Source organism: Brasilonema bromeliae SPC951, assembly GCF_012912135.1.
GTDB classification, from domain to species: domain Bacteria; phylum Cyanobacteriota; class Cyanobacteriia; order Cyanobacteriales; family Nostocaceae; genus Brasilonema; species Brasilonema bromeliae.
The window spans coordinates 1-23,876 of the sequence record NZ_QMEB01000075.1 but is presented as its reverse complement, the minus strand read 5'-3'; the positions used below and the strand labels follow the sequence as shown (position 1 = coordinate 23,876).

The 23,876-nt window shown below is 42.2% G+C and carries 19 protein-coding genes; 12 read left to right on the top strand and 7 right to left on the bottom strand.

The genetic code is table 11. The annotated features are described in order from the left end of the window. From DP116_RS28550 to DP116_RS11730, 5 genes are all read left to right on the top strand, one after another. Nucleotides 1-202: hypothetical protein (locus tag DP116_RS28550; protein ID WP_211173220.1), on the top strand; the 202-nt coding region annotated here is incomplete at its 5' end. 88 nt (nt 203-290) lie between these two features. Then, on the top strand, nt 291-947 hold the full coding sequence (locus DP116_RS11745) for an HAS-barrel domain-containing protein (protein ID WP_048869648.1): 657 nt from the start codon (nt 291-293) through the stop codon (nt 945-947). A gap of 144 nt (nt 948-1,091) precedes the next feature. Next, nucleotides 1,092-3,242 carry a cation:proton antiporter domain-containing protein gene (locus DP116_RS11740; protein ID WP_169155358.1) on the top strand — a complete coding sequence of 717 codons (2,151 nt, stop codon included), beginning with the start codon at nt 1,092-1,094 and terminating at the stop codon, nt 3,240-3,242. 806 nt (nt 3,243-4,048) lie between these two features. Continuing rightward, complete coding sequence (locus DP116_RS11735; protein ID WP_169155357.1) at nt 4,049-4,999, top strand: UDP-glucuronic acid decarboxylase family protein; 951 nt, start codon at nt 4,049-4,051, stop codon at nt 4,997-4,999. A 132-nt stretch (nt 5,000-5,131) separates the two neighbouring features. Further along, nucleotides 5,132-6,523, top strand: a complete 1,392-nt coding sequence (locus tag DP116_RS11730; RefSeq protein WP_169155356.1) for a UDP-glucose dehydrogenase family protein — start codon at nt 5,132-5,134, stop codon at nt 6,521-6,523. An 86-nt stretch (nt 6,524-6,609) separates the two neighbouring features. On the opposite strand, the gene DP116_RS11725 is transcribed toward DP116_RS11730, so the two are convergent. From DP116_RS11725 to DP116_RS11715, 3 genes are all read right to left on the bottom strand, one after another. After that, on the bottom strand, nt 6,610-7,404 hold the full coding sequence (locus DP116_RS11725) for an LmeA family phospholipid-binding protein (RefSeq protein ID WP_169155355.1): 795 nt from the start codon (nt 7,402-7,404) through the stop codon (nt 6,610-6,612). A 315-nt stretch (nt 7,405-7,719) separates the two neighbouring features. Then, a complete protein-coding gene (locus DP116_RS11720) occupies nt 7,720-8,643 on the bottom strand; it encodes a D-arabinono-1,4-lactone oxidase (RefSeq protein WP_169155354.1) in 924 nt (307 codons plus the stop codon). After that, complete coding sequence (locus DP116_RS11715; RefSeq protein WP_169155353.1) at nt 8,633-9,208, bottom strand: FAD-binding protein; 576 nt, start codon at nt 9,206-9,208, stop codon at nt 8,633-8,635. Before DP116_RS11715 ends, DP116_RS11720 begins: the two co-directional genes overlap by 11 nt. Before the next feature lie 705 nt (nt 9,209-9,913). Here DP116_RS11715 and DP116_RS11710 point away from each other — a divergent pair. Further along, entirely contained in the window at nt 9,914-12,334 is a 2,421-nt protein-coding gene (locus tag DP116_RS11710; protein ID WP_169155352.1) for a 3'-5' exonuclease family protein, read from the top strand. Between the two features lie 88 nt (nt 12,335-12,422). Further along, nucleotides 12,423-12,944 (top strand): dihydrofolate reductase family protein, encoded by a 522-nt coding sequence (locus DP116_RS11705; protein WP_169155351.1) that lies wholly within the window; start codon nt 12,423-12,425, stop codon nt 12,942-12,944. Nucleotides 12,945-13,149: 205 nt separating this feature from the next. Here the strand turns inward: DP116_RS11705 and DP116_RS11700 are convergent, their stop codons facing one another. Further along, nucleotides 13,150-15,135, bottom strand: a complete 1,986-nt coding sequence (locus DP116_RS11700; protein WP_211173219.1) for a CASTOR/POLLUX-related putative ion channel — start codon at nt 15,133-15,135, stop codon at nt 13,150-13,152. A 465-nt stretch (nt 15,136-15,600) separates the two neighbouring features. Between DP116_RS11700 and DP116_RS11695 the strand changes: the two genes are divergently transcribed. From DP116_RS11695 to DP116_RS11675, 5 genes are all read left to right on the top strand, one after another. Continuing rightward, a complete protein-coding gene (locus DP116_RS11695) occupies nt 15,601-16,323 on the top strand; it encodes a tetratricopeptide repeat protein (RefSeq protein WP_169155360.1) in 723 nt (240 codons plus the stop codon). A 336-nt stretch (nt 16,324-16,659) separates the two neighbouring features. Further along, complete coding sequence (locus tag DP116_RS11690; protein WP_169155350.1) at nt 16,660-17,454, top strand: Uma2 family endonuclease; 795 nt, start codon at nt 16,660-16,662, stop codon at nt 17,452-17,454. Between the two features lie 120 nt (nt 17,455-17,574). Further along, nucleotides 17,575-18,285, top strand: a complete 711-nt coding sequence (locus DP116_RS11685; protein WP_169155349.1) for a tetratricopeptide repeat protein — start codon at nt 17,575-17,577, stop codon at nt 18,283-18,285. A gap of 38 nt (nt 18,286-18,323) precedes the next feature. Further along, a complete protein-coding gene (locus DP116_RS11680) occupies nt 18,324-19,031 on the top strand; it encodes a hypothetical protein (RefSeq protein ID WP_246275590.1) in 708 nt (235 codons plus the stop codon). Beyond that, nucleotides 19,028-21,928, top strand: a complete 2,901-nt coding sequence (locus tag DP116_RS11675) for a CAAX protease (RefSeq protein WP_169155348.1) — start codon at nt 19,028-19,030, stop codon at nt 21,926-21,928. Before DP116_RS11680 ends, DP116_RS11675 begins: the two co-directional genes overlap by 4 nt. 180 nt (nt 21,929-22,108) lie before the next feature. Here DP116_RS11675 and DP116_RS11670 read toward each other — a convergent pair whose 3' ends face one another. The 3 genes from DP116_RS11670 to DP116_RS11660 form a co-directional block, all read right to left on the bottom strand. Further along, nucleotides 22,109-22,357, bottom strand: coding sequence for a hypothetical protein (locus DP116_RS11670; RefSeq protein WP_169155347.1), 249 nt, complete (start codon nt 22,355-22,357; stop codon nt 22,109-22,111). A 159-nt stretch (nt 22,358-22,516) separates the two neighbouring features. After that, nucleotides 22,517-22,720, bottom strand: coding sequence for a hypothetical protein (locus DP116_RS11665; protein ID WP_169155346.1), 204 nt, complete (start codon nt 22,718-22,720; stop codon nt 22,517-22,519). A 121-nt stretch (nt 22,721-22,841) separates the two neighbouring features. Beyond that, a complete protein-coding gene (locus DP116_RS11660) occupies nt 22,842-23,732 on the bottom strand; it encodes an ABC transporter permease (protein ID WP_169155345.1) in 891 nt (296 codons plus the stop codon). Between the last annotated feature and the right edge of the window lie 144 nt (nt 23,733-23,876).

Genomic DNA, 23,876 nt, shown 5'->3' with positions numbered 1-23,876 from the left:
GTTAGTCACGAGGAAGCAGCCCCGTGGGCGGGTTTTCCTCGTGCTGGCTCTGCCAAAAGGGTTTCGCGACTTGAGGAGCCACTGCGGTGCGTCGCTGTCCTCCGTTGTTCGCGTAGCGTCTGTGCAGGAGATAGCATGTGGCGTGCGACTGCCATTCAGGACTCAGGAGTCAGAATGGCTGCGGAGTGCAAGTGGTTCCTGACTTGAGGGTTTCTTGACCTCACTAATTGCGTTCTGACTTGTGACTTGGTGACTGGTGGAATTGCTGAATTCTTTTTTTTGAATAGTTTATGCGCCTTCCTTTACCACAGTTTGATAGAAGCGATCGCCATCCAAATCATATCGCGGAGGTTATCGAGACTTCTAGTTGCGAATTTTTAGCTCAGTGTTTGGAACCCGACGATTTGAGCTTTCCCTCTATGCCTCCCTTTGGCAGCTGGGTACGTTCAGTTGATGAGGAGTCAGGCAATCAAATTTATGCTGTGGTGTATTCTGCAACAACTATGCCTGTGGATTCCGTACATCGGGCAGTGGCTCTAGGATTGTCATTGCAGGACTTGCGAGAGGAACAACCCCAGATATTTGCTATGCTAAAAACAGAGTTTCGTGCTGCAATTGTAGGATTTGAGCAATCACCAGATGCTCATTTTTCAAATGCTAGGGTATTTCAGTATCTGCCTCCTCGTCCCCCACAAGTTCATCAAGCAGTTTACCGATGTGAAAGCGAAGCAATTATTAAGTTTACCGAACAACTAGATTTTTTGCGAACACTACTTTCTGTCAATGGTGCTCCTGTAGAATCTTTAACTGCAGCTGCCATTCGAGAAGTTTATCAGTTACGCAAAGCTGATCGACAATGGATCATCAAAGCTGGACGTACCTTGAGCGTGTTGCTTAAAGACGACTACGATCGCTTACGGTTCATATTGAGCCAGATCCATCCATAGGTAGTTAGTTCAGTGATCATCGTTTAGGTAATCTAGGCAAGGTTTTTTGATTTTTTTCATTGGGGTGACTTTTGCAGTTGAATAAATTCAGCGATTACGCTTAAGTAATCAAAGCCTCACTATGCCCACTTCTGCGTCCTACCTATGGAACTCATCTCACAAGTTCTTGCGCTGGAATCAACTTCCCAAGTTTTCGGCAAGGAACCAATCGTTCCTTTTGTGATTTTACTGGTAGTCATTTTAGTCGTACCGATTCTGTTTGAGCGGTTGCAACTACCAGGATTAGTGGGTTTGCTAGTTTCCGGTGTCGTGCTTGGTCCTTACGGCTGGAATTTATTACACACAGAATCAGCGTTCAGGACTCTGTTATCAGATATTGGGTTAGTTTACTTAATGTTTGTCGCAGGGTTAGAAATAGATATAGAGCAGTTTCGTCGCACAAAAAATCAGTCGTTGGGATTTGGCAGTTTGAGCTTTTTGGTTCCTTTACTCGTGGGAACTCTTGTTGGGCGGTTTTTTGACTTTGACTGGAATTCGTCAATATTAATTGGCTCTTTGTTCGCATCTCATACCCTTTTGGCATATCCCATTCTTAGTCGTTTGGGTGTGGTCAATAACGAAGCTATAACTGTTACTATTGGAGCCACTATTTTTACTGATATTGCTGCCCTGTTGGTGTTAGCCATCTGTGTAGCAATGAAAGCTGGACCATTCAGCTTTGGACGGCTGATGACGTTGGTAACTTTATTAGCACTCTACTCAATTGTCGTTTTGGTAGGTTTTGATTGGGCAGGGAAACAATTTTTTCGGCGTTCTGGTGATGAAGAGGGCAATCAGTTTTTGTTTGTGCTACTCTCTGTTTTTCTTGCTACTGTGGGAGCACAATTGATTGGAGTAGAAAAAATTGTTGGAGCCTTTTTAGCAGGGTTGGCTGTTAATGAAACTGTGGGAGAAGGTCCAGTTAAAGAAAAGGTCGTGTTTGTTGGCAGTGTGTTGTTTATTCCCATCTTCTTTGTGAACCTTGGCTTGCTCATTAATGTGCCTGCCTTTTTACAAAGCATTGAGACCCTACAGTTCACGTTCTTTATTATTATCGGTTTAGTAGCAAGTAAATTTATCGCTGCTTTTTTGGCAAAACTCGTTTATCGCTACAACTGGCAAGAAACGCTAACAATGTGGTCACTATCTGTGCCTCAAGTGGGTGCAACGTTAGGAGCAACCATTATGGGATATCGAGCTGGTCTGCTTGATTCTAGGATATTGACTAGCGTTATTGTCCTTATGCTCATCACTTCAACCTTGGGACCATTTATAACCAGTCGAGTCGCTGCAGGTTTGACGAACTCAGGAATTAAGGACCAACAGAGTGTCAACCCAGCTTACCAGAAGCAAGAAGAAAACGATAGCTCATACACTATAGTAGTACCTGTCCACAATCCTCAAACACAACAGTACCTTATTGAAATGGCGGCGCTATTGGCACGAGAGTCTCATGGCAGAATTATACCACTAGCGATCGCAACTGCTTTTGCTCACATGGATGCACCCCAATTAGACGCTTCTGTGCAAAGAAGTCACCGGTTACTGGCAAAAGCCACAGCACTGAGTAAAGTCTTGGGAGTCGAAGCACAACCATTGCTGAGAATTGACGATGCTTTTGCCCAAGGAATTAGCAGGGCTTCTCGAGAACAAAAGGCTAGTTTGATTATCATGGGTTGGGGTAAACGTACTGGATTCAAAGCACGTTTATTTGGTAACGTCATTGATAACGTTTTGTGGGCATCCCATTGTCCAGTAGCAGTCACACGTCTGGTGGAATCACCAAAAAAATTTCAGCGCATCTTGGTACCATTGGAAAATTTGATGACACCTTCATTGCAGCCCGTAAAATTTGCCCAGATTTTAGCAGATGCAAATCAAGCTCAAGTTACCATACTAAATGTCTGCGAACGACGTACTAGTTCAAGTAAGATTGCTTGGAGGCGATCGCAACTATCTCTATTGATTTCTAGATTAGCACTGCAAAATCCACCAGAAATCCAAATTATAGCTCATGAAAATACTGCCCAAGCGATTTTGCAAGCAGCGCGACTATATGACTTAGTCGTATTACCTTTTATACGCAATCGCACTGTTCCCGGAGGATTAGCCATTAGCGATGTCACAACTCAATTGGCTAAGCAACTCACCTGTTCAATTGTTATGCTAGGAGAACCTCAACGTACTCAGGATGTCGTTGTACAAACTGAAGTTACCAGTAGCACCACCGCTGCTATGTCAGAGGGAATTGTGTAATTCAACATGGTTATATGTCAGTACAGTTCAGTTAAGAAGAGTTCTTTTTAACTTTTGACTGTGATCCTCAAAGAACCCCTCAAAAATCGTCGGTTTTACCAAGATATATATGAACTGGTGAGCATGTTATTTTTTTGACCTCTATCAGAACGCAACCTGGTCTGAATTCAAAGAACAAAAACTTCAGCAAGGATCATAATCTAGAAAACTTACTTTTCCCACATTTCACACCTATTAACAGGACTGGAAAAATGAAACGGAAAAAGTTTTCCTCTTCTATGAACAAGAAAGCAGAACACAAAACTCAGAATCTGTGAATGTCATTAAAGGAAGATTGGTAATCCCCCTTAACTGAAGACTCTCAAATCAAAGATTGTTGACAAGAGCATAGATCTGAATTTCTTGACTCAGTTATACAGAATTCATACTGAATATAAGCCAAAGCTTGTTTTACTTAGCTTCTTGAGTTTGTGGGTGAAAATTTGACCAACTTTACGTGAGTAAAAGTTTTGAAATTCTACGGAAAACTTTATATTCTTAAAGATTTGGTGAAATCTAGCGATAAAGCTTACATTTTGCAGATGATTTTGCTATTTTTCTAATGGAAACAAAGGTATTTGTGACTGAAATAATTCAAATTTGAAGCCAAAAGATGCAAAGATAACAAAAAAGCATTCATGGTCAAACTGCTAGGTTTAACAAAACCTTCTCAATGAGACACAAGTAGTGTACTTTGGTTTCAAGGCTGGGTCATCTGAAGACAAGCGCAATCACTACTGCAAATATCTGTAAGTAATTGGGGAACTATGAGAATTTTGGTGACGGGCGGTGCTGGGTTTATTGGCTCCCATCTAATCGACCGATTAATAGCTAATGGAGACGATATCCTGTGCTTGGATAACTTTTACACAGGACACAAACGGAACATACTCAAGTGGTTAGATCATCCTTCCTTTGAAATGATCCGCCATGACATTACAGAACCAATTCGCTTGGAAGTTGATCAAATTTACCATCTGGCTTGTCCAGCTTCCCCAGTACATTATCAGTACAACCCCGTGAAAACTGTCAAAACTAACGTCATGGGGACGCTTAATATGTTAGGGTTGGCTAAACGTGTCAAGGCACGGCTTTTATTAGCTTCTACAAGTGAAGTTTACGGTGATCCAGAAGTTCATCCTCAAAGTGAGGAATACTGGGGTAACGTTAATCCTATTGGAATTCGCTCATGTTACGACGAAGGCAAAAGGATTGCTGAGACTTTGACATTTGATTATTATAGACAAAATAAAGTCGATGTTCGGGTAGCCCGCATATTTAACACTTATGGACCTCGAATGCTAGAAAACGATGGTCGAGTTGTGAGCAACTTTGTCGTTCAAGCATTGCGGGGTATTCCTTTAACCGTTTACGGAGAGGGTTTGCAAACCCGTAGTTTTTGTTACGTATCAGATTTGGTAGACGGACTGATACGACTGATGAATAACGAATACGTTGGTCCAGTCAATTTGGGAAATCCTGATGAGTATACGATTCTAGAATTGGCGAAAACAGTACAAGATTTAGTGAACCCCGACGCACAGATCAAGTTTGAACCATTACCTTCTGACGATCCACGTCGCCGTCGTCCCGACATTACAAGGGCAAAAACTTGGTTAAATTGGGAACCTAGTATTGCTTTGCAACAGGGGTTAAAGCTGACTATAGAAGATTTCCGCGAGCGTGTAGCGCCCCCTAGTAGCTCCCAGCCTTCCTAGAAGGGAAACCCCTCGATGCACAAGGGCGATATCGCCTCAAGAGTAATGATTCGGAGAGTTTGATACTCAGGACTTGAAAACGGAAAATATCTTCTCAAAAAATTAACCCCAAAAAGCGAGGATTAGCACAAAATGCGTGTTTGTGTCATCGGTACTGGTTATGTTGGTTTAGTCACAGGTGCATGTTTAGCTCACATCGGGCATGATGTTGTTTGTATAGATAACAACGAAGAGAAAGTCAAAATAATGAAGTCCGGGCAGTCGCCCATCTTTGAGCCTGGACTGTCAGATATTATGCAGTCTGCCATTAGTACAGGTAAGATTGAGTTCTCATCAGACTTAGCTGCAGGAGTCGCCCACGGGGAAATTTTATTTATTGCTGTGGGAACGCCACCTTTACCAACAGGGGAAAGCGATACCCGCTATGTTGAAGCAGTCGCCCGTGGTATTGGTGCCCATTTAGACGGTGGGTATAAGGTGATTGTCAATAAATCCACAGTGCCCATTGGTTCGGGAGACTGGGTGCGGATGATTGTGTTAGATGGCATAGCCGAACGCCAAAATACACTGATCACAGCAGGTGGAGCGCCAACCTACGATAAGTTACCTGAGATTACAGCTCAATTTGATGTTGTCAGTAATCCAGAGTTTTTACGTGAGGGCTCGGCAGTATATGATACTTTTAATCCTGATCGTATCGTCCTAGGAGGCAACAGTCCTAGGGCGATCGCCATGATGAAAGAACTGTATACCCCCATTGTAGAGCGCAAGTTTGCAACTGATCCATCTCTACCCCCAGTACCAGTGCTGGTCACAGACTTGAGTTCAGCGGAGATGATTAAGTACGCTGCTAATGCTTTTTTGGCAACCAAAATTAGTTTTATTAACGAAGTTGCAAATATTTGCGATCGCGTTGGTGCCGACGTCACTCAAGTGGCAAAAGGTATCGGTTTAGACTCCCGTATTGGTAACAAGTTCTTAAACGCTGGTATTGGTTGGGGTGGTTCTTGCTTCCCCAAAGATGTTTCTGCGCTCATTCACACCGCAGATGACTACGGTTACGAGACACAATTGCTCAAAGCTGCTGTGAGTGTCAACGAACGCCAGCGGTTGCTTGCCATTGAAAAACTCCAACAAACCCTGAAAATTCTTAAAGGTAAAACTGTGGGATTGCTGGGTTTAACCTTTAAGCCTGATACTGATGATATGCGGGATGCTCCAGCGCTTAATGTTATTGAGCAGTTGAATAGATTGGGAGCTAGAGTTAAGGCATACGACCCAATTGTTTCTCAAACAGGTATGCGTCATGGTCTTTCTGGTGTGCTGGTAGAAACCGATGCCGAAAGACTTGCTGATGGCTGTGACGCTTTAGTGCTTGTGACCGAATGGCAGCAGTTCAAAAACTTGGATTACGCGAAAATGGCACAGTTGATGAGCCACCCTGTCATGATTGACGGTCGTAATTTCCTTGATCCTGAGATAATGGTTAGAGCGGGCTTCCAGTACGTAGGTATTGGTCGCTAACTCAACACTTAATTTCTCGTTCCCAGGCTGAGCCTGGGAATGCTATTTTAGAAGCTCTGCCTCCAGCAGATAAAGATGAATGGAAATCAGGGATTTTTGGGGATACGCTCAATCTCTGCATAACCACTAAAAATGAGCCGTTCACCCTCTGTTTCTAAACGATTAAGACGCATTTTCACCCCATCCAAGTCAAAGCGGTCTAAATCCACCATATTATCTAAAATTTCCACCAACGCTAAACTCAAGGTTCGTGAGATTTCCTTTTGTGCTTCTGGTACCTCGTTAAGATCAATTTCTGGGTCTTTAAAAGAAACACGTCGTCGCCGTTCAATACCTATAGTCACAGTCATATTTAGTGGTACAAGTGTACCGTTGTTTAAATCTGCCTTGGCTAAAATTCGCAATCGGTTTTGAGGCAATAACTTTATCTGGACTTCGGGAAAAGAGACTGGTTGACCACCAGATAACGCTGTCAGTGCTGGTGCAGTAAGATTTTCTAAGCGCTTTCTCACCAATTCTGCTTTAAAAGATTCGTTGATACCTGCTTCTAGTAAGACAACTTGAGCAATAGCCTGAGTAGGTTGCTTCAGACGTAGCTTACCGCTCAAAACGGAGCTAAAGTCAATGGCAACGGCATCAGTTTCTACAGAAAGTTCCTCAGCAGCGAATTGTCTGCGGATAACTAAGCCACGGCCTTTCATTTTAAAGCTATCGATGCTACCCTGCAAGAGCTTGCTTGAAGGATAGCAGCGAACAGAGACTTCCACTGACTCGCTTTGAGTGAACAAGCGGCGAATCGTTTGGCTCGCGACAGTGTTGAGCATTTGCTCGCCCCAGTCAGTGCCTTTAGGATCTGTTAAACCAGTAAGTCCGCCTAGCATTCTAGTTTAAGTTTATAGAAGTTCTTTGTACTTTTGTAACAAATTGTGGATGATTCAGCAAGTTTCAAAAGATTGAATATGCTGATGGAAAGGGCGTAGGATGACTACCATCTCAGTTCTTTCTTGTGGAGTTTAGACTAAAAGTGGAGTTTCACCCTTTAATAGTTCAATTGGACTGTTAAGCAGAACTGGGATGAGGTATAAAAAAGTAGAGGGGAGTCTTGTGTGGTTGCAGGCAGGCAGAGCGTGTTAACAGAAGGAACAAGCGATTGGCCTTATTAATATAGATGTTTTTTTTATACTAATTAACTTAGGTTACTGCTTACCGTATTTTAGATAGAACTGATTCTGGAAGACTTCCTTTGAGTCGTATTTGCGTTTTAGGGCAAAAAACTCCTGTGCTTGGGGATAGGCACGAGCAAATTGTTCCTTAGTAGCATGCAGGCGATACGGGAGATAGTACCTACCTCCCACCGAAAGCACGGCATCAATGAGTTCAGTCGTCATCGCTTTCATCTGAACTTCGGCGTTGGGGGTGCGGTGCTGGTGGAACAGCATGACCAGACCAAACAAATTTTGGTCGGCGTAACGCAGAAAACTGTCTGAATCCCGATGAACGTTACGCACGGTGATGTTGAGCAAATCGCCATTGTGCTTGGGAATAATAGTACGACACTTTTCCAAAAATGTCTCCATCGACTTTGGCGGAATGAAATATTCATGAAGGATATCAGTTGATGCAAGCTTTTGATTCTCAAGCAATTTGGATGAGCGGTTGAGAATTTGGTTGCGAGAGACGTTGCTTCCGGCTTCTCCTCCTAACGCCTTCTCCAATTGCCAACGAAGGTTTTTACCATAGTTACTTCCGACTTCGCCACGAAAGACAGTTCGTGTCAAACCCCTACGAGAGTGTTCATTTAAGGGTGAAATTTTGCCATCTTTAGACGGGTTTCGACGATAAATAGTCAATATGGCTTCCTTGAGGAAGTAGTCAGGAGCAACAGAAATCCTGCCGTACACCATCCCAATGTCCGTTACTCGGTTGACGAGTTCTTCAAAAATGTCCACATATTGCTGAGTTGGAATAATCACTCGTTGAGCCAAGTACATTTCGTTTTTGACTACTTGCAGATCAACGTCTAGAATGATGCCGAACAGCCCGTAACCTCCCAGAACGAGAGAGAAGAGTTCCGCATTTTCGCTTCTTGAGCAATGAACGACAGAGCCATCAGCTAGCATAAGTCGAAAGCTGTTTACGGTGGAGGCACTCATGAGGGCTATTGTGCTGCCAACCGTGGGCATTCGCACTCATGGTACCGCCGATTGAAAAATCGTTATTGGATTGCATCAGTGCAACCGAACGACCATGAGCGTTGAGATAGGGAATAATGTCTGCCCATCTCGCTCCTGATCCCACATGGAGGACGTTGGTTTTCTCATCAAGTGCCATGTGTTTGAAGTTAGACATATCTAGCGAGATGCCATCAGCATAGATAGTGTGACCACCCATGCTATGGCGTGCTCCTGCAAGTGCGACTTTTTTTCCAGTAGACCGTGCTACTTTTAATAGTTCTTGAAGCACCTGAACAGCTTTTTTCGGGTTGTCAGGAACCTCTCGAACAAGGACGGGGGTAGAGTTGAGGCGACTGGCATCATCAATCAAGCCTGGGGGTAGAGGTTGAATTTCGCTTCGGTCGTTCCAAGCTGTTAAGCTGATATGGATGATGGGTCTTCCTACTATTGCAATTACAAGCGTGACAGTAGCCAAGACGATAAACAGCACAGTGCGAATTCGCTTCTTCACGACTCAGTTTGCCTCAATGATCTCAAAACAGTTATCTTGACCACAGCTAAAACTCAAATAACTACTAGATATCTCCAAAATAGAACCGTTCTGTGGTAAGAGAGTCTATTTTTTCCACAATACTATCAGTGATATACGCGCGTTACATTCAAAACAACCTATAACAAACGCAGCGATTAATAGTCTAAACTCCAGTTGTAAGCAATCGCAATCTAGCCCAATAGTTTATCACTGACCCAGATAGAATTGTTGAGAAGGTTACAACTCTACTTGACTCTCAGCAAATTTGCTGACATTGCTGCTGGCTTGGCTCTTCTCACTAGTCGCACGGACAAGCGGTTAACCGTGCGTGCGATATCGCCCGTCATCTCTGCCCCGCAAATCCACTTAACATGGCTCTCATCAAAAATTTTTTCTGTATATTTCCGGATGATATTGAAGTTTGAATGTAGCTTAAGTGTAGCCAAGTACTTGCGACATCATTATGAACTGGAACATTTTACACTACATGACCATTCAAAAACCCTTAACAATCAACCAGCTAGAAATTAGTCAGTTCATTCGTGAACTTCGCTTTTTAATTGGGTTGACGCAAAGATGAGGCGAAACAGTTGAGTATCCACAACCACAATAAACTGTTAGAAAATGAATACCCATCCTTGTCGCGATCGGATTTGTTACCAAAGTATTTAGAGTTAGCGTCATATGGACTTTGTAGTTCTCGATACTGAAGGCAACCCAGAATTAAGTGAACTGGCAATTGTGGATAGTCAAGGACGTGTCATATATGAAGCATTTTCTAAAAACCATCCGAATAACACCAGCAATGTACCTAACCTTAAAAGTCTGAAAACTCTGTTAACAGAATTTTTGACTATTGTTCAGGGTAAGAAAATAGTTTGTCATTATGCTGAGCATGATCTCAAGGTCCTCCAGTCTAGTTTTCGTTCTGCTGGTTTGAAATTGCCCAATTTAGAATTTGAGTGTACTTGGAATAAAGCTAAAAATTATTGGTTAGATCTTGAAAGCTACTCTTTAGAGTACCTCAGTAAATATTTAAATCTACGGGTTAATAACCGCTACTTTATCAAGGGTCTGGCTCATGCTGCCCGATATGATGCTGAATTTACCTATCACCTTTATCGTAAGTTAATGAACGAGCAATTAAAAGAGCAACCTAATCCTTTTAGTGGTAGTCGGGTTGATACCCCTTTTCAAAATCATCCTGATTACCTTGATACCTATCACAAAGAGTTTATTACCCTTGAGTCAATCTTAAAAGACATTAAGCTAGACTCTAATCGTCAAAGTAAAGGGGCGGTGGTCATTGGAGAACCAGGTTCTGGTAAAACTCATCTGATGATGAGATTAGCACAAGCACGATTATCGAGTAATCGACTGCTTTTTATCCGTCAACCCAACCATCCTAAGTCAGTGCTGTACCATATTTACAGTCGGATTTTGGAGTCTTTAGTCGAGCGAGTTGGAACATTTACTCAATTAGACTATTTAATTGTTAATAGCTTTCATAAAATTGTCGCTACTTTCCCAAATCTTACCAACAAAGACCAAGACATTCTTAAAGCACTCAAGGATAAAAATATAGATGCCCTTGGCGGAGAAGGAACTCTGCGTAAGCGAGAGTACTGGCAGCACATTGAGAAACGATTCAATGAATGGTGGGTCAGTTATTACTCCGCTGGAGGTTTTGCACCTTCAATCCTCAAAGGAATTATCAAGTATTGTAGCTACACTGATTCAAAACGCAAAGAAATTGTGACTCGTTGGTTAGCAGCCAACATTTTATCTACTGAGGAAGCAGAATATGTTGGTTTGCCGAACTGGGGGGAAGACCTTAGCCAGGAAGCGTTTTCTTTAGAAGCTATTTCAGTTTTAGGTAAACTATCTATCCTGGATGAGCCTTTAATTATCATCTTCGATCAGCTTGAAGGATTGGGACTTCCTCATAACCGAGAGATATTGCTTAATTTTGGGGAGACTATCAAGGAGATTTTCACTCACGTCCCAAATAGCTTAATTATCCTTAATATGTTTCCCGAACGTTGGGAACAGTTTCAGAACAGCTTTGATAACTCAATTATTGGTCGGGTATCTCAATACCAAATTTTTCTACAAAGACCTGACGAAACAGAACTAAAAGCCATTCTTGAAGTCAAACTTAAAACTCTCAATGTTCCTTTGGAGCAGATATTTTTCCCAGAAGACTTAGAGGATATTCTTGAACAAAAATCTATCCGTGCGGTTTTAAACCGAGCTGCTGACTACTACAATTACAGAGTTCGTCAGATTCCTTTACCTGCTATAAGGGAAAATGTTCGCAAATTGGATGAAGAAGAAAAACTAATTATTCAGTTGCGAGTCGTGCAGCAACAGCAGCAGATATTGACGGAAGTATTTCTCAATATAATAGAGGAGATGCAAAAACCTGGTTCGGTTGACATGAGAGAACTGCGTAAAAAGCTTGTTCCTGATGTTAAGACCCAAGAGCAGCAAATAGAAGAATATGTCGTTGAATATTTAACTCGGCAGAAAGCTTCTCTTGAACAGCAGTACGTCAATATTCCTATCATTTCTGACTCGGATGATATAGGGAAACTAAAGACCATTGCCGAGGCTTTCAATCATCTCAAACCTATCAAATTAACTTTGTATCGGCTAGGTAAACGAGTGTTGCCAGAACATATTGTCATTGAAACTGACCACGAAAACTATGTCATAGCATTTCTTCAAATTCCTCCAAATACCACCTCTTTTACAAGTCGAATTGGTAATTTTAATGAGCTTGTATCCTCACATCCTCAAGACCGCTTTGGGTTATTTCGCGATGAACGCTTAACTAAAATTAAAGGTCAAGTAGCTCAAGAAAGAGTAGAACAACTAAAAAATTCTCCCAATGGTAACTTTGGTTTATTTACTAAGGAAGATAGAATTCACTTGGAATTGACATATAAACTAATTATCGATGTTCAAAATAAAGATTTGGATGTCGATTTGGAGTCAGCATTAAAGGTTTTTATCACTAACGAACAATGGTATCACTGGCTGTTTAGTATATTTGGTTTTACTAAACCGAAACCTTCTGCACAGACGGAAAAATATATCTAGTAACGTACCCCGTAAGGGGTATGTTGTATTCTACTGAGTTGAAAACCGCTATAATCTGCAAAGTCCTTGAAAGGGAAGCAATAAGACCATGCGAAAAATACGGTTATTCATTGCCTCTAGTCTTGACGGATACATTGCGAGGACATCAGGAGAGGTAGATTGGCTATTTACCGACCAAGACTACGGTTACAATGAGTTCTCTACCCAAATTGATACAGTACTGATGGGAAGTAAAACATATTACCAAGTACTTACATTTGGGGAATACCCATACAAAGATAAAAAAGGTTTTGTTTTCTCAAAAACTGTGCAAGTCGAAAGAGATAACAACGTGGAATTTGTGAAGGAAAATTGGAAAGACTTCATTCACGCGTTGCGTCAATCGAGCGGTCATGATATTTGGTTAGTTGGGGGAGCACAGACAATTCATTATTTCATGAAATACGGTTTTGTCGATGAATTGATTCTCTCGATACATCCAATTCTTTTAAGAAATGGAATTCCATTGATTGTGAACGATCCAAGCTTGGAAACAGCACTTGAGTTGAAAGATGTGAAAACCTATGACTCCGGATTATTGCAAGTGTCTTATGATTTGAAAAAAATATAACGAAATCAGTTTGACTGTTGCTGTGATATTTTTAGTGTAGTTGTCATCTTTATCCCAATACGGTTGCTGTTAGAGTCAAAAATCTTAAACCCCCCCTTTTTCATTAGTCCGCGCAGACGGACAAGTCTGGTATAACTACACCTGTGCCAGGATAAAAAGGGGGTTATAAAAGCGGAATTAGTATGAGAACTTGTAAATTAGCTTGTCATGTTTCATCCTCAGCTAAAGTAATCAGTGCATCATTAAAAGTTAAATTTAGCGGCTTATCTAGACTTGGTACTAAGTCAATCCCAAAATTTTGATTTTTATTTTGAGCTAGTGCGCTAATTTTTACACCAAGACACAATTCGTCACGTTCTTGTGCAGCTTTTACACAGTCAGCGAAAGTCAACCTACCAAGTTCTTTGCTTGAGAAGTAAAGCGATATAGGCTTGATATACAGTTCGCTCCCGTCTACTGAAAACAAATCGTCATAGATTGACATCACACTAGGCTCTTGAGATACCTGAGCGAGAATTTTAGAGACAAATTGGTTGGTGAGGAGAAAGTCTTTCACACCTGCTTTAATCACCAGATCGGTGTCTTGTGAGTCAATTATTTCTGCAATTAATTCGGTGGTGACTTGGTTTTTGGTTTCGGCAGTATATTCTCGGAAAATTTGCCGCAATTCTAACAAAATGGTGAGAGTTTTAGCATCAATTTCTTCCGAATTTTCCCCTCTAAGAGCCAAAATTGAGATGCTGTTATATTCATAGGGTTTGAGGCGAAGAAGCTGCTCAACTGAGTCCAGATTGACTTGCAGAGCATCCATCTTGATCTGTGAGTAATTTTTGGCAATAGTATCAAATTCAGCTTTCACTTGTGATGTTAAATCCTGTACCACCAGGTTAACCTCTGAACCAGAAATCAGGTATTTGGCATATTCTCTTAAAGTTATAGGAGTTTTACTGTTCCAGCCAATAATAAGATGCCTTTCAGGTTTTTGCTCTAGGGTTTTGCAACAGTCACTATAGCTAAAATTCTTAGGTTGCACGACAGATTGTGGATGAAATTGGATGCTTGAGTCATCTTCTGCCAAAACAATAGCTTCATCACTTTCAACTAACTGGTAATCTTTGCTTGGTTTTATTGTTAGGGTGGCATTTGCATGACGCACACCTATGGGTATACCATTTGAAAAATGAAATGGTAGTTCACCAAAATTCACGCTCTGCCAACCTTTTTCTGGACGATAGAAATAGAATTCGTTACCTTCAAAACCCACTAAGTTTAAATAAACTGCTGCTAGTCCTACACTCCGCGAAGTCTGAACTAAAATCCGAGCCAAAATATCAGCTTCATTCAGAGTGGTGACTGCTCCAGGAGCAATATTTTCAGCGAGTCGGCGATATTGCTGCGAGTGTAATTCTACGACAATAGATGGCACGGAGTCTTCTTCGTTAGCTGCCACCACTGCCAAGACTGCTTTGACAACCCGTGCATCTGCTAAAGTCTTCAATTCATCGGGATCTGAAGTTTTGGCATCATTCAAAATGATCACCGATTTAGCAACTTTTATTCCAACTTTATCTAATTCATTTAAATTAGTGATTATGCCATTGCGAGTCACCACTCTTGTGGTTTTAAGATCGCCGAGATTATTTCGGAGGAAATTATCCATCTCCTCTTTATCTTTTTGAGATAGGATAACAACTACTGCGTCTGCTTCTGATTCATTACCAACTACTAACTCTTTGATAATGTCTATAACTCTGTCGCTAAATCCTAAAATCAGTGTATGATTTTCTTCTATGACTGGGCTTTGACCCTGACGCAATATCTGAAGTCTTGATTCAAATTCTTGGGTAATGAAAGCTACTAGGCTGGAGAACAAAACTAAACCGAGAAAAATTGTGATAACACCAATAATCTTAGTCGCTAAATTGGCATTGTCTCCTGTGTCTCTCAGCCCAATAAGCTGTACGAATACCTCCCAGTACAACTCTGAACTACTTTCTACATCTGTGTTGGGAAACAACAATTCAGATATATAACGAACAATTGTCATGACAACAAAAGTTCCAAAAAATAGGGATAACAATGCCAAAAATACTGACAGCCCTCCCTTCGACATAAAGTTGTCGAACTTGTACTGTAGGCGCTTCTGCCAAGAGACTTGATGTTGAAAATTTCTATTGATATTGCTAGTCAATTTTACTCCTAACCTTTATCAGTAATTGTTAGTAATCGGTAATCGGTAATTGGATGAGGCATGAGCCATTACCTGTTACCACATTAGCAGTTACCATTTACTGATCGCGTGCAATCAATACGTGTTAATTATACTTCAACTGAGTTGAATGACTTTCTATCGCTAAAGCTTTTTATTTCTACAGTATGATCTTTAGGATGCGATGATCACATCTTAACCCCCCTATTGCCCAAAGTCTCTGCTTTGAGTCCGCGTGTTGCGGGAGGAACAAGCTTGGCAAAACAAGGGCGAACGCTCTTACCCTGATGTCTGATTCACATATAGACAAAAATATCCCATTAAGGGTTAATTTTTGAAAGTGGAAATTTTAGGTAAAATGTTCTCAACAGCATATGCTGATTCTACTTGATGCTGAATGTGCTTCCCTAAAACCATTAACGATAAATTATTCAGGTAATGTGCGTGATGAACCTGAAAAGCCTAACTTACTCGGTATTTGCTAAACCTCTTATTTATATGATACTGGGGTCATTATCTGTTATTGATACATTACCATTAGTACTAGCCGATACTACATATCCCCAAAAAAATAATAATGATTCTGTTGTGACTCATGATACGCTCTCAACGTTGCCCCAGAACAAGAGGGCTAACGCGAGCAATTTTATACTAGCACAAATAGGAGATCGGAACGAACAAGAGCGATCGCGTCTCATTCAAGAAGCAAATGTTTCCTATAATCAGCGGAACTTCGCAGCTGCAGAGGAAAATTTACGCAAGTTGATTAAAAAATTTCCCAAAGATGCTTTTGCACACTATCAACTAGGGAATGTTCTTTATCAACAAGACAAAGCTGAAGAAGCAATTGGTGAATACAAACAAGCCATTCGTCTCAATTCAAGCTACGCCCTTGCTCATAATGCGATGGGCATTGCTCTTGCTAGCCAAACTCGGTGGGAAGAAGCTATTGCAGAGTTTCAAAAAGCACTAAAAATTAACCCAGAATATGCTGATGCGCTGGCAAGTCTAGGACAAGTGCTATGGCAAAAAGGCAACCGAGATGAGGCGTTGGCATCTGTGAACAAAGCTTTGAATATTTTCAAGACACAAAATAGACCTGATAAAGTTTACCAAGTTCAACAGCTTTTACAAAAGATGAAAGCAACCGAAGATCCTTCTGTGTCATAAAAAAACTCTTTGGCGTAGATGCCAAAGAGTCGAGAATAAGACTTGCTAAAGTCTTTATAGGCGCAGCAAATTCAAATTATGCTTTGCCTACCTAAAACAACTGGAGTTTAGACTAGTAGTCTGTCAAAGCTACTTTGCAGGACCTGAGATCTCTGAGAAACCCGGTAACTTTATCGAAACCGGGTTTCTGTACCGGGCGAAGTTCCTGTGGTGAAACACTAGTATCTGGTGCAGAACAACCAGCAGGTGCAGGTTTATCAGAAGTTGAAATCTTGTTTGCTAGACATTTCCGAAAAATAAATAAAATGAAAATCAGATGGATACCTGGTGAAGCCTATGACCTTCGTCACTACAGCTACCGACTCGGTATTAAGTTTACCCGACCACACGCAGTTGCCAGATTCTGATGGGACATTTGTGAAAAACCTGCAAGAACATCCCCAGAGTATCTTACTCACAGACTCAATTAAACCCATCCTAGAGCAACTGCATCCTGATGGTCAATATTGTATCGGGCAGGATTCTGGTATTTACTGGCGATTAACCGATCCGCCACAAAAAGGAGCAGAAGCACCGGATTGGTTTTACGTCCCGAATGTCCCGCCAACTCTAAATGGAAAAATTCGGCGTTCCTACGTTTTGTGGAAGGAGTACGTCGCGCCGTTGATTGTGATTGAGTTTGTATCAGGAGATGGAAGTGAGGAACGAGATAGAACGCCGCCATCTCTGAGGGAAGACGGGACAGTGGGCAAGTTTTGGGTTTATGAGCAGGCAATTCGCGTCCCTTATTATGCGATTTATGAGGTAGAAAAGGCACTCTTAGAAGTCTATCGCCTCCTGGATAATACTTATCAACTCATGAGACCCAACGAACGAGGACATTACCTGATTGCGCCATTGGCGGTAGAATTAGGAATCTGGCAAGGGCGGTATCAAAATGCAGAGCTACCTTGGTTACGATGGTGGAATGCACAGGGAAATTTACTCCTAACAGGTGAAGAACGCGCTGAGGTTGAACGACAAAGGGCTGAGGTTGAACGACACAAGCGCGAGACAATTGTAGAGAAGTTGCGCTCCCTGAGTCCTGAACAACTCGATGCTTTGGGAATTGACCCCAAAATGTTGGATTAAGATAAACTCCTTCAAACAGTGAACAGTGAACAGTGAACAGTGAACAGTGAAACTGATAACTGATAACTGATAACTGATAACTGATAACTGATAACTGATAACTGATAAAGGAAACTCAAAATGAAGGTGTTGAAACCAGCAAAAGTAAAGATAACCAGTGGAATTTGTACATCTTTATTCTTGACTTTTGCTCTCGGTACACCTTTAGCCAGTGCAGCCAATACCGCTGGTGACTATCGACAATTAGGGCTTTTGTATCGTCAACAAGGACGGCTACCTGAAGCAATTACCGCAATGCAAAAATCTGTGGAACTCGAACCCAAAAATCTTATGGGACGAGTTAATTTGGGTTGGACATTGCATTTAGCTGGACATGATCAACAAGCAGCACAATCTTTATGGCAAGCAATATATCAAAAGCCTACCTTTGTTCCTGCTTACAATGCTTTGGGAATTGTCTATCTCGTTGATAGCAACTTAACAGGAGCAGTTCTGGTTCATACTTTGGCAGCTATTCTCAAGCCAGATAATGAAATTGCCTACTTTAACTTAAGTTTAGCGTTGCATAGATTACAAATTTATAACTTAGCTATTGTCACTGGTAACCGTGCTGCTATTCTTGAACCAAATAATCCTCACCCTTTAGTTGCTAGTGCGATCGCCTATTGGGACAGTGGTAATCAAAATACCGCCAAAAAAGTTTATACCAAAGCTATTTACCTAGATTCCAGGTATAGCAATAGAACTTTTTTAGCTCATCTCAAGCAAGCCGCGTTTAGTCAAGAGCAAATAAAAAAAACAGAGTTAATACTGAATTTTAAGGTGAATTAACATACACTATAACAACTAAAACAGTTATCAGCTTTTTTATGCCATTTGCCATGACACAAACTGCCCTCGACAGATTTTGGGAGCTTGCAGGTGGAGCGATCGCCCTCAACCCCGAAGCCTTTAATCTGATTCAAACCCTACCCCAAGCTTCAAAAGCAGCCTTTTACATCGTACTCGTTGCTGGGTTTTCTCAAGCTGTAGGTCAGGGGACGGTACTATTCATTAACCGAGTCAGACCAATTCGCTTTCTTCTGAGTCTATTCATTTCATCTGTGTTATTTGTATTCACCGTGTTATTTTGGGGTTTAAGTACATGGCTGGTGAGCTTTATACTATTTCGTGCTAATATCCCCTATAACATCGTGTGGTCTACATTAGGATTCGCTTACGCACCGCTGATATTGAGTTTTTTAGTGGCATTGCCTTATTTGGGTGTGGCAATTCAAGTCTTGCTTTCTATTTGGACACTGTTAATATTTGTCATGGGCTTGCGTGTCGCCATTGGTGTTGGTATTTGGCAAGCGCTGTGGTGCGGTGTGTTGGGATGGGTTGTCTTTCAGATTGTGCAGCGCACTATTGGACGACCAGTTGCAATACTTGGCAAGTGGCTGTCTAATACAGTGGCGGGAACACACTTGGTGACAGATATGCAAGGAGTAGAACAACTTCTGCAAGCGGGACCGCAGATATTACGTAGGATCAACCAAAATAACGCAGGTGATAAAGGAGACAATACAAGAGTATGAATGTGAAGCGAGTGAGCATATTTTTAGGAATTGTTTTCATTGCCGTACTTTGTACTGTACTCTTTCCGGAACTGAGTCATCTGTGGTTAGGTTGGTACAACGCTTTGGGAGGTGCGTTAAAGCTAACAGTCGATTTGTTACAAATTAGTTTTATTGCTGTCCTCTTTGCTGGACTCCTAGCACCCCTCGAAGCCTTGGGTTGGTGGGCTGGTTGGTATGGTGATAAAGTTGATACTAAACTCAACCTAGGAATATTAGAACAAGAAATCCCACCGCAAACGAATGTTGTTCGTTATGTTATTTACCTTGATGGCATTGGTCAAGCTTCATTCAAGTACTTCCCAGATGGCGATCAGTTTTTGCATGAGTTAGCGATCGCTTTACCAGATAATACCGTGCTCATTAAAGGAATCATCCCTTACTCAGTCTTCAATCGACCACTGACCGAAGGTGGAATACTTTCGCCCTTTTGGCGCTTCGCTGAACGACGCAGTCAATCCAAGACTGGTAGTATATTCAACGCTTTGCTCACCTTAGCGATTAATATTCGCAATTTGCTTGTTGTTGCGGTTTCTGCTGACCAGCGCTTCGGACCAATTTATAATCAAGGTACAGCGCAGGTTATGTACAATAGCCTGATTAACCACGGTTACAAACCTGGTAGCGCAGTCCCAATTACACTGATTGGTTTCAGCGGTGGTGGACAGATAGCAATGGGAGCACTTTCTTATCTCAAGCAAGCACTAGACAAGGCACCCATTGAAGTCATTTCTTTAGCTGGCGTCATCAGTGGAAATACTAATGCACTATTGGCAGAACATCTTTACCATCTCGTGGGTGACAAAGACCCAGTTGAGCGCTTAGGTCCGATTTTGTTTGCAAAGCGGTGGAAAGTCTTCTTCTTATCCTACTGGAACCGTGCCAAACGGCTAGGTAAAATCAGTTTTGTTTCACTCGGTCCAGTCGGTCATATGGGCGCGGGTGGTCCTTTAGATGACAAGAAATTCTTAAGTGATGGTCGCAGCTATCTGCGTCAAACAGTTGACATCATATCAGGAATTTTGCGAGACGAGTATCCCTACAATGAAGAACTCGTGATCACAAAGCTTAGCAATTACGAACGGTATCGAGAAGCTGCGTTTAATCGACCAGAATACTATCCTTTAAATCAGTCGGTCAACACAGAATTTTATGAACCAATCGCCCCTTGGATGGGAAGACTAATTTTACCGCCAAAAGAGCAACGCCAATCAGGTGTTCTGTTTGAAGTGCATCACGCAGATACTAAACATCAACATTTGGTCGGACAAGTCGTGTATTTACAATGGATTGACGATCCCGAATCAAAAGTATCGGTTCAGTCAACCAAAAAGGATGTTCACTTCAACGCGGAAGCACTATACAACTACACACGGGGGAAAATTGTTCCCATTCGGATAAATCACTGGCGTCAGGTGACACCATTGGAGTCGCTGGCTGGTTCAAGACCGAATGATGATATAATCGTAAAGCTGCGCGAGCCTGTTGTGGTGGAACAGAATGGGAAAATTACCCTTTACATTACAAGTGAACCAGTTCAAATTTCTGGACGCTTTTATGGATTAGTGAGGTTTTTGCAGCCCATTCAGCCAGGAAGCGAACAGTTTCGGGTTATACATTTCAATCGCGCTTCGCGTAAGTTTAACTCTGTTGAGGAAGTCGTGCTTTTGCCTGAGGTGATTCCTTCTGAGCAAAACATTTCTTCATCAACTAAGGATGGTCTGGAAAAGTCTCCCCTGAACGAGACAGGCTGGTATATTTACGGTGCAAAAAACGCTGCCGGAATGTTTGTTGTGCAGGCCTTAGCCCCCCGTGCTTTGTTGCGAGTCCAACCCCGAGAGGTGGTTGTTGGCAGAAAACTAGCGATGGAATATCTCAAGAAACGCTCTTGGAATAATATCATCACAAAGAAAGGACAAATACAATCTGTGATTTTGAATCGCAAGAGTAAAGATATTCCGCAAGCAGTGTCCAAATGGCGTGAAGGTGAGTGTGCTTTGCTTTTACACGTTTATGGCGGTATTGGCGGCAAAAAACGAGAAATCGCAGCGAAAGCCCCTGTCTACTTTGGTCATAGTGCCTATGGGGTCGCAGAAGTGGTGCGCGAACCCCTGACAGGAGAGTTACGCTTTGAGATTGAGTATCACCAAGTTTACACTCACAACGTTGATGGGCTGATTGCAGGTACGCTTTCTTGGACTCGTTATATGGGCGATCGCCAGTTTGGTTGGTTAGGAATTCGTCCCGTTTGCGATACGCTGATTAAATTAGATGCTCTCACAAATGACTACGATGCTGATGAAGTCAAACGCACACTCTTGGGAGTTTTGGTGCGTGAGTTGGAAATCATGACAGCGCGTTACCGGATTGGAGATGGGATGGGTGCAACTTATGTCGGTCCTGCAAACAACTGTGCTCAAGATTCTAACCAGGCATTATATGCAGCGATTAAAGTTATTCAGGCTGCCATTCAATTCGATGCTAAAGATATTGCGTATGCGATCAAAAATAATCCTGAGTTTAAAAACTGGTTACTTCGTCATCCCGAATATGCCACTAGTTTTAAGCAGTTGGTGAAGTTAGACAAAGCTATCAGACATGATCTGTTACCCTTTGGGATAGCACGAGCTGACTGGGAGAACTCTTCTACTACAACGATAGGCAGTTCTCTTGCAGACAGTCCTCTACAACAAATCTTGAAAGCTTTGGTGAGTTGGCGAAGCATTTTGCCACGAAAAGCCAGTGATAGCGTGACTGAGATATTTCATAAACAGGGAGCGTCTTTATGGATACTTAGCACGAGTCAGGTGGGTAACTCAGATCCGGAGATTGCGGCGATCGCTCCTTTTACTTTTTAGTTTTATACGCGCGTTGCATTCATATGTATTACCCTTCGGGTATGCGCAAAGCGCACGCTGCGCTAACGCCAGATGCCTGCGGAGGGAAACCCTCCCGCAGCACTGGTCTCACCTCACCCCGCCCTGACGGGCACCCCTCTCCTTATTAAGGAGAGGGGACAATACGGTTCGGTTAACGTTTTAATATTTTGAAGATCCCCCCAACCACGCCAGGTGCACCCTCGGAGGAACCTCCGCAGTCGCCACAACGGTCAAAGCTCGCCGCTTGGGTTGCTTCCCCCGGCAGACTTTGGGGGAACCCCAACGCCAGATCCCTCTGTCGGGAAACCCTCCGTAGGCGACTGGCGAACCCGAAGGGCGTTGGTTTCCCGACAGAGCAAACTTTCCAAGACGAATGAGCGAATTTTGAATTGTTAACTGTGGTTCCATATTCCAAAAAATTGACTTTTGCAAGAGGCAGCATGAGCAAACGCTCACAAAAATGAATGAAACTAGACTTTTCAGGTAAATCTAGTTATTCGTACGCTCAAAAAACAATCCACTACATCAGCTATAAAATTTATTGCCAGCGCTGCCAAATCTGCTACTTCATTTTTTACCAGTTTTGCTACCAAAAAATTCTACATTTTCACTAGTCTTTGGTGCGGGTTGTAAAGTAGCGACAGTCAGGGAATGAAAACCGGGGTTACCCTGCAAAGATGCGACTGGCGCACCTCTTAAAATGCCAGTCAGGGCAACGGAAAGCATGAAGCCACCAGCAGCGGCAGCAATTAAAGAAAAGTTATCTTTCACACAAATCTCTCAATGACAAGTACAACAGATATTAGGGTAGCAAACGATCTCAAGTATGCTTTTCTTATCGTTAGTTGTTGTATTGACGACTAACCACTATTTAATAACAAATAACTCTCGACTATTTCCGGATGTCTTTTCGTAAACGCGGATTGATATACTCATTTAACCCCTCACCAAATAACGACAGTCCCACGACCATTATTGTCATTGCTAATCCGGGGAAAAGCGCAGTCCACCAAACACCAACGGGTAGCGCTTGCAAAGCTTGTTGTAAATCGCGTCCCCATTCTGGCGTTTCTCTTGGAAGCCCTAACCCTAAAAAGCCCAAACCGCCCAGAATCAAGATTGCGTCAGCAGCGTTAAGGGTAAAAAGCACAGGTACGCTTTGAATCACGTTGAAAAACAGGTATCGAGAAAGAACCTGCCAGGTGTTGGCACCCATTGCTTGTGCTGCTTCAATGAACACTTCAGTTTTAACACTCACAGTGTGGTTGCGAACAACACGATAATACTGTGGTACATAAGCAATGCTGATAGCAAGAGCCGCGTTTAAGATTCCACGTCCCACGATAAATGCTAGCGTTATCGAAAGTAGCAGCCCCGGTAAAGTGTAGATACTATCCATAATGAATAGTAATGCTTTATCTAATCTACCCCCCGCGTAGCCACTCAACATACCCAGAGGTACACCAACAAACATACTTATAGCCGTAGCTAATAAAACAACTTGCAAGGCAGCTTGAGCACCGAATAGAGTGCGAGAGAAGACGTCATAGCCTTCGCGGCTAGTACCAAACCAATGTTGAAGTGAGGGTGGTTCTTGAATGGGGTTACTTAAGGAATCTATGGGGTTTTGCACCAAACCCAATAGCTGAAGTAAGGGAGCGAAAAGAGCTAGGAACACGAAAAATAGAGTCATAGTTAACCCAATCAGCATCAGTTGCTGGGAAAGGGTGGGGCTTTTGGGAAACCGTAAAAATCTTAGTTGGGGACTTTTTGTAATGGTCATAAACGGAGGGAGGAGTTCGCGGCTATGAGCTATAAATGACCATTCTACATACCAGATGGTTTCATGCAATGATCCAAAGACAAGTCACGGTGTCCAATATCAAAAATTAAATTACTTATAAAGTTTTGTAACATTATTTAACAT